This is a genomic window from Celeribacter sp. SCSIO 80788 (assembly GCF_051054295.1).
Taxonomy (GTDB): Bacteria; Pseudomonadota; Alphaproteobacteria; order Rhodobacterales; family Rhodobacteraceae; genus Celeribacter.
The window spans coordinates 207,619-222,567 of record NZ_CP150483.1 but is presented as its reverse complement, the minus strand read 5'-3'; the positions used below and the strand labels follow the sequence as shown (position 1 = coordinate 222,567).

Annotated in this window: 11 protein-coding genes; 1 reads left to right on the top strand and 10 read right to left on the bottom strand. The window is 61.9% G+C overall.

Annotated features, from left to right (window positions below; all coding sequences use genetic code 11):
* Positions 1 to 11 precede the first annotated feature (11 nt).
* The 5 genes from V1471_RS19800 to V1471_RS19780 all read right to left on the bottom strand — a co-directional run bounded on the left by V1471_RS19800 (position 12) and on the right by V1471_RS19780 (position 6,885).
* Positions 12 to 1,514, bottom strand: coding sequence for a sugar ABC transporter ATP-binding protein (locus V1471_RS19800; protein WP_434291274.1), 1,503 nt, complete (start codon positions 1,512 to 1,514; stop codon positions 12 to 14).
* Positions 1,511 to 2,605 (bottom strand): hypothetical protein, encoded by a 1,095-nt coding sequence (locus V1471_RS19795; RefSeq protein WP_434291273.1) that lies wholly within the window; start codon positions 2,603 to 2,605, stop codon positions 1,511 to 1,513. The genes V1471_RS19800 and V1471_RS19795 overlap by 4 nt, the downstream gene beginning before the upstream one ends.
* Positions 2,602 to 4,722: an ABC transporter permease gene (locus tag V1471_RS19790; protein ID WP_434291271.1), complete on the bottom strand. Its 2,121-nt coding sequence runs from the start codon at positions 4,720 to 4,722 to the stop codon at positions 2,602 to 2,604. The genes V1471_RS19795 and V1471_RS19790 overlap by 4 nt, the downstream gene beginning before the upstream one ends.
* 86 nt (positions 4,723 to 4,808) lie before the next feature.
* Positions 4,809 to 5,828, bottom strand: coding sequence for a sugar ABC transporter substrate-binding protein (locus V1471_RS19785; RefSeq protein WP_434291269.1), 1,020 nt, complete (start codon positions 5,826 to 5,828; stop codon positions 4,809 to 4,811).
* 49 nt (positions 5,829 to 5,877) lie between these two features.
* Positions 5,878 to 6,885, bottom strand: coding sequence for an ABC transporter permease (locus V1471_RS19780; protein ID WP_434291267.1), 1,008 nt, complete (start codon positions 6,883 to 6,885; stop codon positions 5,878 to 5,880).
* A 177-nt stretch (positions 6,886 to 7,062) separates the two neighbouring features.
* Between V1471_RS19780 and V1471_RS19775 the strand changes: the two genes are divergently transcribed.
* Complete coding sequence (locus tag V1471_RS19775) at positions 7,063 to 7,818, top strand: FadR/GntR family transcriptional regulator (protein ID WP_434291266.1); 756 nt, start codon at positions 7,063 to 7,065, stop codon at positions 7,816 to 7,818.
* Between the two features lie 13 nt (positions 7,819 to 7,831).
* On the opposite strand, the gene lpdA is transcribed toward V1471_RS19775, so the two are convergent.
* Genes lpdA through V1471_RS19750 form a run of 5 tightly spaced genes read right to left on the bottom strand, consistent with a single transcriptional unit; the run spans position 7,832 to position 14,942 of the window.
* Complete coding sequence (gene lpdA / locus V1471_RS19770; RefSeq protein WP_434291264.1) at positions 7,832 to 9,235, bottom strand: dihydrolipoyl dehydrogenase; 1,404 nt, start codon at positions 9,233 to 9,235, stop codon at positions 7,832 to 7,834.
* Positions 9,232 to 10,701: an NAD-dependent succinate-semialdehyde dehydrogenase gene (locus V1471_RS19765; protein WP_434291263.1), complete on the bottom strand. Its 1,470-nt coding sequence runs from the start codon at positions 10,699 to 10,701 to the stop codon at positions 9,232 to 9,234. Before V1471_RS19765 ends, lpdA begins: the two co-directional genes overlap by 4 nt.
* The gene (locus tag V1471_RS19760) at positions 10,701 to 11,495 is read right to left on the bottom strand and encodes a shikimate dehydrogenase family protein (protein ID WP_434291261.1); all 795 of its coding nucleotides are present in this window, start codon (positions 11,493 to 11,495) and stop codon (positions 10,701 to 10,703) included. The genes V1471_RS19765 and V1471_RS19760 overlap by 1 nt, the downstream gene beginning before the upstream one ends.
* A 1-nt stretch (position 11,496) precedes the next feature.
* Positions 11,497 to 12,729, bottom strand: coding sequence for a pyruvate dehydrogenase complex dihydrolipoamide acetyltransferase (locus V1471_RS19755; protein ID WP_434291260.1), 1,233 nt, complete (start codon positions 12,727 to 12,729; stop codon positions 11,497 to 11,499).
* An 11-nt stretch (positions 12,730 to 12,740) separates the two neighbouring features.
* Complete coding sequence (locus V1471_RS19750; protein WP_434291258.1) at positions 12,741 to 14,942, bottom strand: alpha-ketoacid dehydrogenase subunit alpha/beta; 2,202 nt, start codon at positions 14,940 to 14,942, stop codon at positions 12,741 to 12,743.
* Positions 14,943 to 14,949: the final 7 nt, after the last annotated feature.

Below are 14,949 nucleotides of genomic sequence, written 5' to 3'. Positions count from 1 at the left end.
ATACACTCCCGTCAGTGAACCGCCGCGTACATGATCTTCTCCTCGGTGGCATCCGAGGGGCTGAACTCCTCGACCACGCGGCCCAGACGGCTCACCAAAATCCGGTCCGAGATCACCAGAATTTCCGGCAGGTAAGACGAGATCACCAAAACGGCGATGCCACTGTCGGCGAGGCTCTGGATCACCTTGTGAATCTCCGCAATCGCGCCCACATCCACCCCCCTGGTCGGCTCATCGAAGATCACCAGTTTGGGTTTCTGGGTCAGGGATTTCGCGATCACCACTTTTTGCTGGTTGCCGCCCGACAGTTCGACGATCTTCGCATTCGGATTGATCGCTCGGATTTGCAGGAGCTTCGACCATTCTTCCGTGATCTTCTGCTGCGCGCTCGCGGTGGTCAGACCTCCGGGCGGCGGGTTGGTCACGATGTCGCCCATATAGATGTTCTCGGCGATGGACATCTGGTCGAAAAATCCTTCGGCCTTGCGGTCCTCCGTGACGTAAACGATGCCATCCATCACCGCCTTATGCGGCTGGCGGTAGCGCACGGATTTGCCCAGATAGCGCAGTTCCCCTCCATGAAAGAAGTTGCGCTTGAGCACGCCCGCGATGATCTTTGCCGTCTCCGTGCGCCCCGAGCCGATCAGCCCGAAAAGCCCCGTCACCTGCCCCTCATAGAGCGAGAAGGAGGTGTTGCGCACCATGGACCCCATCGACAGGTTTTCGACGCTCAGCACCTTTTTACCGGGTTTGCGGGCGCCGTCTTCCGAGTGTTTGTGGTAGAACAATTCGTCCGAGAGGCTGCGCCCGACCATATGGCCGATGATGCTGTCGCGGTCGAATTTGTCGGTGGTGTCTGAGGCCACCAATTCGCCGTCGCGCAAGATGGTGATCCGGTCGGAAATCGCCAGCGCCTCCTCCAGCGCGTGGCTGATGAAGACGATGGACACGCCGCGCTGCCGCAGCCGTTCGATGAGGGAGAAGAAATAGTGTTTCTCCTCTGGCGTGAGCGTCGCGGTGGGTTCGTCGAAAATGATCACACGCGCGTTGAGGCGCACCGCACGGGCGATCTCGACCAATTGCTTTTGCGCAGCGCCAAGCATCGAGACATTAGCCCATGGATCGACGTTGAAGTTCAAAGACGACAGGAATTGCTGTGCCGCGATATAAAGGCCGCGCAGGCGGTTAAAGAGTTTCTCTTCGCCCAAATAGAGGTTCTGCGCCACCGTCATCGAGGGCACGAGGCTGGTCTCCTGAAACACCATGGCGATGCCGTTGTCCAAGGCCTCGGCCGGGGTCGCGAAGTTGATCGATTTGCCGTCCAAGAGGATCTCACCCTCGGAGCGTTGGGTCACCCCCGCGATCATTTTGGTCAGGGTCGATTTGCCCGCACCGTTCTCGCCCAGAAGCGCGTGAATCTCACCGGCATGCAGGTTGAAATCGACATTGCGCACGGCAAAAACGCCCCGGTAATCTTTCGAGACATTCTGCATTTCAATCAAAGGGGCGTTCATGATTGCTCTCCTTTTCGGGCTTCATCCGGCAGGGTCAACACCACGTCGCCGCCATAGGAGGTGACGAAGAGGCCCTCAGGCGTGGCGCAGGCGCTGGTGATGCCGTGGCGAGTGCCGTCGGCGCGACTGTGGAAACTGCGGCGTGGCAAAAAGCTATGGTCCAGCACGACCAAAAGCCCGTAGGAGCGTGTCGGCGCCCAGGGTTTCAGGATGCCGAGCTGCTTGACCGCCCCACCCTGAAGCGGTTCGCGGTAGCTGTCGCCGGAGCGCAGCGCAGGCGCGACCCAGAATTGCGGCGGCACCTCCGCCATCATGCGCGTGCGATAGGCCGGTTCGCGCAGCACGAATTCGATGAGCTGGCTGCGCGGCGCAAAGCAACAGAGGTAGGCGCCCGCGTCGGAGGCGATCAACCGCCCCGAATAGGCCGGAAGGTTGTCGAGCACCACATCGGGCACACCGCCGACCATCGGAAGCGCGATCAGCCGGTTGCGCCAAGCCTCGGACACGATCACCCGGCCCTTGTCTTCCTGGCACATCAGGCCCGAAGGCCAGGCGAGACCTTCCGCCAAACGGCGCGGTGGCTCACCGGGTTTGACAGCCCAGATGGCCCCGTCCGTGCGGCGCTCCATCAGGTTGCGCGCCCAGTCTTCGGGGCTGTGACGGGTGGAGCCGCTTGCCAAAATAAGCGTACCGTCCTTGGCAAAACTCATCGCGGTGAGACATCCGGCACCATTGAAGGCCGTCGCGGAAATGAGGTCCGTCTCGCCCGTCTCAGAGCGCAGCATCACGCCCTGCCCCGCGACGGCCACCGCCAGAGTATCCCCCGCCGCTAAGGCTGTGATCGCAGCCTCATAACGCGCCACTTCGGTCAACGTACCCGCCGTGTCGCTGCGGTACAGCACAGGCCCGCTCGACAGATACACATCGCCCCGCCAAAGCGTGAGATTGTCCGGGGTCGGGATTTCCGCCCACACGGGCGCGTTCTCCAGCGCCATGTTGGCCTTGAACGCCCCGTCCATCGGCGGCACGGTGACCGCCGCCTCGCCCGCGCCGGTCACCCGGTCAAATACGCGCTTGAATGCCGTGATCATGTGCGCCCCCAATAATCGTTCTGGCTGGTCCATGTTTGGTCCGCCTCGGGCAGTTCGTAACGCCCGATCCGGTTGTTGTTGATGCCGCCCAAATAGAGCGCGCCCTTATGTTCGCGGATCGAGGTGATCTGCGGATGCGCCTCGCCGCTCAGGTCCCAAAGCGACTCCGTCACCGTGCCGTCCAAAGTCATCTTGAGCACGCAGCCGGTGTTGAGGTTCGGGTAGAGCCATTCGTCCATGGCGACGCGCTGCGCCATGCGTTTGCGGAACCCCGGCATCTTGAGGCTGAGATCGAAGGCGGGCGAGCGCATGCCCGCGAGCGCGACCCAATAGGTGCCGTCCGAGGCGCGGTTGATGTTGTCCGGGTAGCCGGGGATGTCTTCGATCACCGCTTCGACCTGACCCTTGCGGGGGCCTGCGAACCAGAACCGGCTGATGCGGCAGGCCCATGTTTCGGCGAACAACAGGGACTCGCCGTCATCGACCATGCAGATGCCATTCGGGAACACGCGGCCCGAAAGCACCGTGCGGGTCGAGCCGTCTTTCGGATCATAGGCCAGAATACGCCCGTTGCCGCGCGCTTCCAAAGCGTCGACGGCCCAGTCGCTGACGCCGTAACGGATCGTGGCCTCGGAGAAATAGACCCGGCCATCGGCGGCGATGTCGAGATCGTCGGCCATGCGAATGCGCGAGTCGTCGATGATCGACAAGAGGCTGCGGTTGGTCTCATCCGAGAGACATTTGATCTCGCGCTCGGGCGTGACCATATAGAGGCCCATGCCCGCGACACAGGCGTGCAGGTTGTCGTCCTTGTCCATCGCGAGGCCCAGAGGGAAGCCTCCCAAATGCACGAAGACCTCGGAGCGGGTGTAATCCGGCGCAAAGAAGCGCACGATGTCGCCTTGGCGCCCGCCGGTGTAGAGGTTGTCGTTCGAGTCGAAGATCATATCTTCCGGCCCGTCGAGATCGCCCAGACCGATCGCCGTCACATCGCGGAACTTGTCGTTCACCGCGTAAGACGAGGGGGCATCGACATTGGCCGACGGATCTTCCGGCAGGTCGAAATAGGTCGGCGCGACATAGACCCGCGACAGAAGTTTGTGGCGGTTCTTGACCCAGCGGATGTCAACGGCGACAGCGAGCAACAGCAGGAGACCAAGAACGAGCGGTGTCGAGCCCGAGGGCATGTTGAGGCGAATGAGGCTGTTGGTGACCATGAGCACGATGACCGTGCCGATGAAGGCCTTGAACACGGAGCCACGCCCACCGCCGAGGCTGATCCCGCCCAAGACGCAGGCGGTCAGCACGGTGACTTCGAGGCCAATGCCGGTGTCCGGCCCGACGCTGCCCAGACGCGCGGCGTAGAAAATGCCCGCCATTGCGGCCATGACGCCGGAGATCACATAGGTCGCACAGACCGTACGGCGCACCGAAATCCCGGCGTTATAGGCCGAACGGCGCGAGCCGCCGACGGCGAGGATGTGCCAGCCAAAGCGCATCCGCGACAGCACGAGGTGCACAAGAATGGCCACCGCCACCAGCAACAGGAAGTTGACCGGAATGCCGAGGATGAAGCCTTCGCCAAGGTAGAACCAAGCCTCCGACAGGGTCATGCTCATCGCCACTTCGCGGGCATAGCTCAGGATCAAAAGATCGACCATGGCGCGCACGATGATGAGGGTCGCGAGGGTCGTCAGAAAGGCACGGAGCCGCAAATAGCCAATCAGGATGCCGTTCATCAGCCCGATGAGCGCGCCGACGCAAAGCACGGCGGGCACCACGGCCCAGACCGGCCAACCGAGAGAATTGATCAGCGCCAGAGAGACGAAATTCGCCATGGCAAAGGTCGAGCCCACGCTGAGATCAATCCCGCCGGCGAGCATCACAAGCCCCAGCCCGATGGAAATCAGCGCCACTTCGCCCAGTTGGCGGGCGAGATCGGAAAAGCCTGCGGGGCTGAGAAAGCCGGGGATCAGCGAGCCAAAGAGGGCCACGACGATCAAAAGGAAGGCAAAGGGGATCGCATTGTCGATCCAGTTTTTGGACAGCACCTCGCCCAGGAGGTGATCCGGCACGGAGCGATAACGCCACTTTGCATAGGTGTCGGAGACGGACATATCGGAAACCCTCTCGAAATGAGCTGCGCCTTTGCGCGGCCCCGAAGGGCCGCACGTCAGACGTCATGTGAGTGGAAGGGCGTGGATCAGAACGGCGCCTTGGCGACGTCGTCCATGGTCCAGCAAGAATCGTCGCGCATCGTGTCTTTGGTCAGATCGCGGATCGGGGTGTAGAGCGCATAGGGCGCCTCGCCCGGTTTGAGATCGGACTGCATGACCTGCGCAATCGCATTGGTGAGATCGCGGGCCTGACCGAAGGCGTCATAGCTGACGTAGCCGGTGAAAGCGCCATTGGCGAGGCTGTCACAGGCCGGTTTCTGACCGCCGCCGTTGGTGAAAAGCTTGATCTCTTCCGTCTTACCCGCCTCGCGGATTGCGGCGGCGACACCGGCGTCCATGACCTCCCAAAGACCGACATAGCCGCAGAGATCCGGGTTCTGTTTGATCACGGTCGAGGCCACGGAATGCGCCTTGGTCGCGTCCCAGTCGGCGGACTGGCTAGAGACCACTTCGATCTCCGGGTGATCGGCCAGAACGTCCTCAATGGCGCTCATGGTGATGGCGTTGTTCGGGTTCGTGGGCGTACCCTGCATGATCGCGATCTTGCCGCTGCCGCCTGCGTCGGGCGCACAAGCTGCGATCGCCATATTCGCCTGATGCACACCGACCTCATACCAGTTCACACCGACATAGGCGTCCGTGGTGGCGACCGATTTCAGGTTGATCTGAATGACCTTGATGCCCTCTTTCTGCGCGCGGGTCAGAAGGCGGGCGTAGACCTGCATGTCCGGGTTGTGCACGACCATGAGATCGGGCTTTTCGCTGATCAGCGTGGTCAGTGCCTGCGCACCAACGTCGCTGGACCAGTTCGGGTCACGGATCGACAGCTCATAGCCGAGACGGTCGGCCTGGGTCTGCATGCCTTCGGCCCAGACCTGCGGCAGATCAAAGCTCATGGCGAGCGGCAGGAACACCACCTTCTTATCCTTGAGCGCGTTGTAATATTGCGGTGCGAGACCGTCATCGAATTGTTCGGCCTGCGCGATCTGTGCGGCTCCCCCCGCCAGTGTCAGCGCCATCAGCGCGCCTTTCAAAATGCCCTTCATGAGTTCCTCCCTCGTGTCCTAGAGCGTCATTTAAGTCTTTGAAGTGTGGTCAGATGTCCCCTTGCTGCGCGGTCTGTTCGTCGCGCGGGTTCACGAAACTGTCGACGATGATCGCCACCAGAAGCACCGCGCCTTTCACAAGGTTCTGAAGCGTGAAAGACAGGTCCATGATGGTCATGCCATTGAGCAGAATGCCGATCAGAACCGTGCCGACGATGACATTGCGCACGCCGCCCTTACCCCCGCTCAGCCCAATCCCGCCCAGCACGACCACAAGGATCACGTCGTAGACCATGGTCGATTGCGCGACGCGGATGTTCACGGTCGCCAGAAGCGAGGCGGTGATGATCCCGGCGCCAAAGGCAATCACGGAGGACAGCAGATATTGCAGCACCGTCATCGGGCGCGCCGGAATGCCAGTGATGCGCGCGGCTTCATAGTTGTCGCCCATGGCGTAGATATACCGCCCGCGCCGGGTGAACCGGAGAAACGCATAGGCCAAAAGCGCCACAAGCCCGAACCAGATCACCGGCAAAGGCACGCCCCCCACGTTTCCGGAAATCGCGCGCAGCCAACCGGCATCTTCGGGCACGTAGATCACATCGAGATCCACAAGCGCGAGACGGCCAAAGCCGTAGATGACCGTCGACATCGCGAGCGTTGCAAAGATCGCCGGAATTTCGACGTAAGCGACCAAAATGCCCATAACGATGCCGATCACGGCGGCAAATCCCAGCCCCAAAAGCACGGCGCTCATCGCATCCGTACCAGCATTCATCAGAGAAATCGTCCAGGCCGTGGACATCGCCATCGTGGCCACCATGGCCAGATCGATCCCCCGCCCGATCACGACGATCCCCATCGCCACGCCCAAGATTCCCAGCACAGAGACGTTCTGCAAAAGCGACAACAGGTTGTCCGAGGCCATAAAGCCCGGCAGCGTCACGGCGAAGACGGCAAAGAACGCGATAGCGATGAAAAATACGATGGTTTCCTGGGTCACCCCAAGGCGCAGCCACGCGGGCCCCGTCGCTTTGGTCGCGGCGGTCTCAGTCATGATATGTCCTCCCTGATGCGAATGACCGATCTCCCGTCGGTCGCCTCGCATGACGTTACGTTACAAAACGCAAATTTGTCTGACAAGCTGATAAGTTGAAAAACTTACAACCAACTTGCCTTCCTCCGTAGCTCCACCCTAAATTGCCAAGACCCGCAGCGAACCAACGGATGTCTGATGCCCCCTTCGACAGGTCAGAGACTCTCTGGCCAGAAAACCTCTGGCCCCAAACACAAACTTTCCCCACCGCGCAGCTATGCCAGTAAGGTGGCGGATATTTTGCGCCGCGAGATCGAACAGAATGTCTTTCGCCCAGGTGAGCGCCTGCCGACCGAAGCGGTGTTGGGCGAAACCTTCGGGGTCAGCCGCGCAGTGATCCGCGAAGCGATTTTTGCACTCAAACAGGACGGCATCGTGCAAAGCTATCAGGGCCGCGGCATCTTCGTGGTCGACGAATTGCCGGAGGCCTCGTTTTGCCTTGCCCGCACAGAGCTGGACGACAAGGAAGAAATCGAGCGGGTCTTCGAATTCCTTCTCGCCCATGAGGCCTCCGCCGCCGCATTGGCCGCACAACGGCGCAGCCCGGCGGATCTTGAGGCTATCGGCGCGGCGCTCAATGCCATCGACGCCGCCATCGCGCGCGGCGAAAACGGCATCGAACAGGACATGGCCTTTCACTCCGAAATTCTGAAGGCGACCGGCAATCACCTGTTCATCTCTTTCGGCGCGTTTCTGGAAAATCGCGTGCGGCATCTGATCCGACAGGCCCGCACCAACAGCTCGCGCAAAGGGCTGACCGACCTTGTGCAGGACGAGCATCGCGCCATTTTCGCGGCCATCGAGGCCGGAGATGCCGAGCGCGCCCGCGAGGCGGCGGCGTCCCATCTCAAGAACGCCGCCAAGCGTCTGACACTTTATATGCAAGACACCTGACACCCGCCCACCCTCAAATATGGAGCGCCCGGCCATAGGCCGCGAGCACCGCTTCGTGCATCATTTCCGACATGGTCGGGTGCGGGAAGACGGTTTCCATCAGGTCCTCTTCCGTGGTCTCAAGTTGCCGCGCGATGACATAGCCCTGGATCATTTCCGTCACCTCCGCGCCCACCATATGCGCGCCCAGAAGCTCGCCCGTTTTCGCGTCGAACACCGTTTTGATCAGCCCCTCGGCCTCCCCCATCGCAACGGCTTTGCCATTGCCGATAAACGGGAATTTGCCGATCTTGACCTCATAACCTGCCTCTTTCGCCTTGTCTTCTGTGAGCCCCACAGAAGCCACCTGCGGGTGGCAATAGGTGCAGCCCGCGATGGAATTCGGCTTGATCGGATGCGGGTGTTTCCCGGCGATCAGCTCGGCCACCATGACGCCCTCGTGCGAGGCCTTATGCGCCAGCCAAGGCGCGCCCGCGATGTCGCCGATAGCGAACAACCCGTCCACACCGGTGCGGCAGAATTCGTCGGTCACGACATGGGTGCGGTCGATTTTCACACCCGCCTCCTCAAGGCCCAGCCCCTCGACATTGCCGACGATGCCGACCGCGGAAATCACCGTGTCGAATTCCATCGTCTCGGTCTTGCCGCCCATTTCGATATGCGCAACGACGCCCTTGCCCGGCGTGCGGTCGAGTTTCTTGACCATCGCCTTTTGCAGGATCTTCATCCCCTGCTTTTCGAACTGCTTCTTGGCGAAGGCGGAAATGTCTTTGTCTTCAACGGGAAGCACGCGATCCATCACCTCGACCACCGTCGTGTCGGCGCCCAGCGTATTATAGAAAGACGCGAATTCGATGCCAATCGCGCCCGACCCGATGACCAAGAGCTTCTTCGGCATCCGCACCGGTTTCAACGCGTGGCGGTAGGTCCAGACCAGATCGCCGTCGGCCTCCAGCCCCGGCAGCTCACGCGCCCGCGCACCGGTCGCGACGATGATGTTTTTCGCGCTCAGAACCTCGGTGCCCTTCTCAGATTTCACCTCGACCTTACCCTTGCCGGCCAGCTTGGCCTCACCCATGATCGAGGTCACTTTGTTCTTTTTGAACAAGGCCTTGATCCCACCGTTCATCTGCGCCGCAACGCCGCGAGACCGCTTGACGATGGCGTCGAGATCGAAGGAAATATCCTTCACCGAGAGGCCGAATTCATTGGCCCGGTGCATGCTGTGAAACACATCCGCCGAGCGCAACAGCGCCTTGGTCGGGATACAGCCCCAGTTCAGGCAAATCCCGCCAAGGTTTTCGCGCTCCACGCAAGCGACCTTGAGGCCAAGCTGCGCCGCACGAATGGCGGCCACATAGCCGCCGGGGCCCGCGCCGATGACCACGAGGTCGAAGTTTTGATCCGTCCCGCTCATGCGATGCCCCCCAAACAGACGTATTTCAATTCAAGGAAATCTTCGATGCCGTGACGCGAGCCCTCGCGGCCCAGACCGGACATTTTGACCCCGCCGAAAGGCGCTTCGGCGGTGGAAATCAACCCGGTGTTGACCCCGACCATGCCGTATTCCAGCGCCTCGGAGACCCGGAAAATCCGCGCCACATCTTGAGCGTAGAAATAGGAGGCGAGGCCGAATTCGGTGTCATTGGCAGCTTGGATCGCCTCGGCTTCGTCGGTGAAGCGGAACAAGGGCGCGACGGGACCAAAGGTTTCCTCGCGCGCGACCGCCATGTCGGAGGTCACATCGGCCAGAACCGTCGGCTCATAGAAGGTGCCGCCCAGAGCATGGGGTTTGCCACCGGCAAGCACGCGCCCACCTTTTTCCACCACATCGGTGACATGGCTCTGCACTTTCTCCAACGCGCTCTCGTCGATCAGCGGACCGAGCTCGACCCCGCTCTCCATACCGTTGCCGGTGCGCAGGTTCGAAACCGCCTTAGCCAGTTTCTCGGCAAAGACATCATAGACCCCATCCTGCACATAGATGCGGTTGGCACAGACGCAGGTCTGACCATTGTTGCGGAATTTCGCAATCAACGCGCCTTCGACGGCAGCATCGAGATCGGCGTCATCAAAGACGATAAACGGCGCGTTGCCGCCCAGTTCCAGCCCGAGTTTCTTAATCGTCGGCGCCGATTGCGCATAGAGCATAGCGCCGATTTCGGTAGACCCGGTGAAGGTCAATTTGCGCACCACCGGGTTCTCGGTCAGCTCCGCACCGATCTGCGCGGCAGACCCGGTGATGACGCTGAAGAGGCCCTTGGGCAGTCCCGCGCGCTCCGCCAAAACCGCAAGAGCGATGGCGGAATAGGGCGTCTGGGACGCGGGTTTCAACACCATGCCACAACCGGCGGCAAAGGCCGGTCCGGCCTTGCGCGTGATCATCGCATTGGGGAAATTCCACGGCGTGATCGCAGCAACGACGCCGATGGGTTGCTTCATCACGAGGATACGTTTGTCGGGCTGATGGCCGGGAATGGTCTCGCCGTAAACCCTACGCGCCTCTTCGGCGAACCATTCGACAAAGCTCGCGCCGTAGGTGATTTCGCCTGCGGCTTCCGCGAGAGGCTTGCCCTGTTCCAGCGTCAGAATTTGCGCCAAAGCCTCGCGATGCGCGATCATCAGATCGAACCATGTGCGCAGCACGTTTGAGCGGTCTTTCGCGGTCCGTGCCGCCCAGGTCTTTTGCGCCTCTTCGGCGGCCTTGACCGCCTTGGCGACCTCGTCACGGCCCAGTTTCGGGACATAGCCGATCAGCGACCCGTCGGCGGGATTGTGCACGGCGATGCCCGTCTCCGGATCGGCCTCGATCCAGTCTCCGGCAACCAGATTGGCGTCGCGCAACAGCCCGGTGGCGCGCAGGTCCTCAAGTGTGAAACTCATTATTCTTCCTCCTCATGCGTCAGAAACCGCAGCATCTCCGTCAACTGCGCCTCCAACATGTGATGCCCCGGATGGATCATGAGCCCGCGCGCCTCGGCGGCGTGCAACAGCGGCGTGATCTCCGGCTGCATGATGACCTCGGCGACCAGGGTACCGGGATCGAGTGTTGCGGGATCGAAGGGCAGCGCATCCTCGGGCTTGAGACCCAAAGAGGTGCCGTTGATCGCGATGTCATACCCGGCGGGATCGGTGGCGGCGGCGAAATCCACATCGGGGAAATGCGCCGCAAGCCGCGCGATGAGCGCCTCTGCTTTGCCCAGAGACCGGTTCGCAACGGTCAGCGCCGAGATGCCCCGTTCCGCCAGAGCAAAGGCGATGGCACTCGCCGCGCCCCCTGCCCCCGCGAGGAACACCCGCTTGCCAAAAAGCGTTACACCCGCCTGTTCCAACCCGCGTGCAAAGCCTTCGCCGTCGAGGATATCGCCGTAGAGCGACCCGTCCGACCTGCGCCGGATGACATTGACGCTTTGCGCCGCCGCCGCGCGCGCGCTCAGCGCATCGCAGAGTGCTGGCAGCGCGGTTTTATGCGGCACGGTAATCACGGCGCCCGCGAAATTGCGTGCGCTGGCGAGACCTTTGAGCATCGGCTCCAAGGCCTCGGGCGGCACTTCGAGCGGGACCAGAACGGCATCCACGCCCTCCGCCTCAAACCGCGCGTTGAGCGCCTGCGGCGTGCGCACATGGGTGACCGGATCGGCGAGGATCGCCAGCGTTTTGGTGTGCCCCGTGATCATGTTACACCAACAGGCTCATCGGATTTTCAATACCGGCTTTGAAGGCCGCCAACCACTGCGCGCCCACGGCGCCATCGACGGTCCGGTGATCGACCGACAGCGTCACGCTCATGACGGGGGCCAGCACGATCTGATCGCCGCGCCCGACGGGACGTTTTTCGGCGGCACCGACGGCAAGAATGCAGCTCTGCGGCGGGTTGATGATCGCGGAAAAACTTTTAACCCCATACATGCCGAGGTTCGACAGAGAGAAGCCGCCACCTTGGTATTCATCCGGTTTCAGACGGCCCTCACGGGCCTTGGCGGCCAGCGCTTTCATCTCGGAGGACAGCGTGCCGAGGCTCTTTTGATCGGCATTGCGCAGCACCGGCGTGATCAGCCCGCCATCGGTCGCGACCGCCACGGAAATGTCGATGGATTTGAGCTGCAACACCGCCTCATCGGTCCAGATCGCATTGGCGGCGGGCACTTTGGCCAGCGCGGTTGCGACCGCTTTAACGATGAAATCATTGACTGAAATCCGGTCCGCTTTCTCGCGGCCCTCGTTGATCTGGGCCCGAAGCGCCATGAGCGCCTCGATGTCGCAATCGGCCTCAAGGTAGAAATGCGGCACGGTGGTTTTCGACTCGAGCAGCCGCCGCGCGATGGTGCGACGCATGCCGGTGTGGGGGATTTCCTCGTAGTCGCCGATGCCCGCAAGGTTGGGCGCAGCGGCGACCTTTACAGGAGCCGCCACAGGAGCGACCGCCCCGGCCTCGGCGGCACGTTCCACGTCGATCCGCACGATGCGACCGCGCGGGCCAGACCCCGCGAGCCCCGAGAGATCGACGCCTTTCTGTGCCGCAATCCGGCGCGCGAGCGGCGAGGCTGCAATCTTGTCGGAGGATTTCGCCACCGGGGCTGCTTCGACTTTCGGCGCGTCCACAGGAGCTTCAACCGTTTTCGCAGGCGCCGCCCCACCCGGCGTATAGCCGTCCAGAACAGAGGCATCTTCGCCCTCCAACAAGAGGACCGCGATCACCGCATTCACATCGGCGCGCTCACCGGCGGGGGTGAGGATCTTGCCCATCACCCCGTCGGCCTCGGCCTCGAATTCCATCGTTGCCTTGTCCGTTTCGACCTCGGCCAGCGCTTCGCCCGCCTTCACGGCCTCGCCTTCCGCCTTGAGCCAATTGGCGATCACCGCGTCTTCCATTCCGGCGGAGAGCGAGGGCAGTATGATTTCCTTGGGCATGATGTCTCTCCTTATTCCGCCGCCGTTGCCGCGAGCGGCAGGCCCTGATCGGCCATGACCTCGCGCAGGCCCGCTTCGATGTCTTGCGGACGCGCGCAAGCCGCCGCTTCCAACACTTTGGAAATGCTGGGCGAGGCCTCGGCACCATGCACCCGCTTGATCGGCTGATCGAGGAAGTCGAAACAACGGCGCTGAATCTCGTCGGCGAGCCAGCCGCCATAAGACGTCCCAGAGGCGCCCTGTTCGACGATCAACACATTGCCGGTCTTCTCGATCGAGGCCTCAATGGTTTCCCAATCGAGCCCGGCGCGATCCAGGCTGCGCAGGTCGATGATTTCGGCATCCACGCCCAGACGCTCGACCACCTCGCGGGTCTTTTCGACCATGGCGAGATAGGTCAGCACAGTGACACGCGCGCCTTCGCGGACGACTTTTGCCTTGCCCAGCGGGATCATGTAGTCGAGATCATCGGCAGGCCCGACGCCTTTTGAGGCGTAGAGATCGACGTGTTCGATCACCAGAACCGGGTCCTCACACTGAAGCGCCGCGTTCATCAGCCCGACATAGTCATAGGGCGTCGAGGGCGCGACGATGCGCCAGCCGGGGGCGGTTGCGAAAATCCCCGCCGGGTCCATCGAGTGCTGCGAGCCATAACCCGTGCCCATCGCCACTTTCGTGCGCAAAACCAGGGGCATGGCATTGTCGCCGCCGAACATGTGACGCGCCTTGCCGATCTGGTTGAAGACCTGATCCGCAGCCACCCACATGAAGTCCGGGTACATGAATTCGATCACCGGACGCACGCGCCCGTCGGCGGCCATACCTGCGGCGAGGCCCGTAAAGGCGTTCTCCGCAATCGGCGTGCCGAGGCAGCGATCCGGGAACTTGTCCGACAGGCCTTTGGTCGCGCCATTGGTGCCGCCTTTGAGGCGGTGCACATCCTCGCCCATGACGACGACACGCTCGTCCGTTTCCATCCGGCGCATCATCACATCGGCCACGGCATCGATGAATTTCACATTGTCCTTGAGTGTGCCGGAAAACGCGTCTTGTTCCTCAAAACGCGCGCCGTCGAATTCCGACAGATCGCCGCGCAGTCCGAAATCGCGGAAGCTTTCTTCGGGCCAGAGCGCCGGTTTGATGCGGCGTTTGCCGTCGACCTCTTCGATCAGCTCGCCCGCGATCTCTTCCATCATCTCTTGCGCCTGAGTGCGCAGATCTTCGACGGCTTGCGCGCCGATGATCTGACGCTCCATCAGGTCGCGTGCCATGGCGTCGAGCGGATCGCGGCCGCGCCATTCCTGCTCTTCTTCCTTCGTGCGATAGCCAAAGGCAGAGCCCGGCAACGCGCCGTTTTGGTGGAAATAGCGGTAGACATCGGCCTCGATCACCACAGGACCTTCGCCCGCGCGCATGATCTTATTGGCTTCCTCGGAGGCCAGATACACGGACAGCGTGTCCATGCCGTCAACCTTGAAGGCCGGGATGCCAAAGGCCAGACCGCGCGCCGAAAGCCGCGTCTCGGCAGTGACCTCTTCGACATGGGTCGAGACGGCGTAGCGGTTGTTTTCAATGAAGAAACAGATCGGCAGCTTCCACGCGGCGGCGATGTTCATGGTCTCCAGCACAGAGCCGATGTTGACCGCGCCATCGCCGAAATAGGTGTAGACCACATCCCCCGTTCCCGCCTTTTTATGCGCCCAGGCCGCACCCGCCGCCATGGGAACACCGCCGCCGACGATCGCATTGGTGCCAAGGTTACCGCTTTCGGCCCAACGCAGGTGCATCGAGCCACCGCGGCCTTTACAAAAGCCCTCGGACAGGCCGAGAATTTCCGACAGGGTGCGTTTCGACAGGTGCCGCAGCGTCTCGCCAAAGCTCTTTTCCGGGTCGATGCCTTCGGGGGCTGCATAGGCCAGCGCCTTGGCGAGGAACTGATGGTGCGCCCGGTGCGAGCCGTTCACCTGATCGGAGCCTCGCATCGCCATGGCGGAGCCGACAGCACCACCTTCTTGGCCAATCGCGGAGTGGGCGGGACCGTGGACAAGCCCCTGCCCTGCCAGATCGAGCACCTTCTCTTCGAAGGCACGAATGAGATGCAATTGGCTCAGCATCGTGCGCCCGACGGTGGGGTCAAGCTCGGTGCGATCCTTGTCGGAGGCTTTGATGTCACGCCAGAAGGCTTTCGGCGTCAGATCGTCATAGATCGGCATGAGAGAT

What these genes read in the sequence shown, in the direction of transcription:
- V1471_RS19800 (WP_434291274.1), bottom strand. Translation starts at nt 1,514, where the DNA reads ATGAACGCCCCTTTGATTGAAATGCAGAATGTCTCGAAAGATTACCGG.
- V1471_RS19790 (WP_434291271.1), bottom strand. Translation starts at nt 4,722, where the DNA reads ATGTCCGTCTCCGACACCTATGCAAAGTGGCGTTATCGCTCCGTGCCG.
- lpdA (WP_434291264.1), bottom strand. Translation starts at nt 9,235, where the DNA reads ATGAGCGGGACGGATCAAAACTTCGACCTCGTGGTCATCGGCGCGGGC.
- V1471_RS19795 (WP_434291273.1), bottom strand. Translation starts at nt 2,605, where the DNA reads ATGATCACGGCATTCAAGCGCGTATTTGACCGGGTGACCGGCGCGGGC.
- V1471_RS19750 (WP_434291258.1), bottom strand. Translation starts at nt 14,942, where the DNA reads ATGCCGATCTATGACGATCTGACGCCGAAAGCCTTCTGGCGTGACATC.
- V1471_RS19755 (WP_434291260.1), bottom strand. Translation starts at nt 12,729, where the DNA reads ATGCCCAAGGAAATCATACTGCCCTCGCTCTCCGCCGGAATGGAAGAC.
- V1471_RS19760 (WP_434291261.1), bottom strand. Translation starts at nt 11,495, where the DNA reads ATGATCACGGGGCACACCAAAACGCTGGCGATCCTCGCCGATCCGGTC.
- V1471_RS19780 (WP_434291267.1), bottom strand. Translation starts at nt 6,885, where the DNA reads ATGACTGAGACCGCCGCGACCAAAGCGACGGGGCCCGCGTGGCTGCGC.
- V1471_RS19765 (WP_434291263.1), bottom strand. Translation starts at nt 10,701, where the DNA reads ATGAGTTTCACACTTGAGGACCTGCGCGCCACCGGGCTGTTGCGCGAC.
- V1471_RS19785 (WP_434291269.1), bottom strand. Translation starts at nt 5,828, where the DNA reads ATGAAGGGCATTTTGAAAGGCGCGCTGATGGCGCTGACACTGGCGGGG.
- V1471_RS19775 (WP_434291266.1), top strand. Translation starts at nt 7,063, where the DNA reads ATGCCCCCTTCGACAGGTCAGAGACTCTCTGGCCAGAAAACCTCTGGC.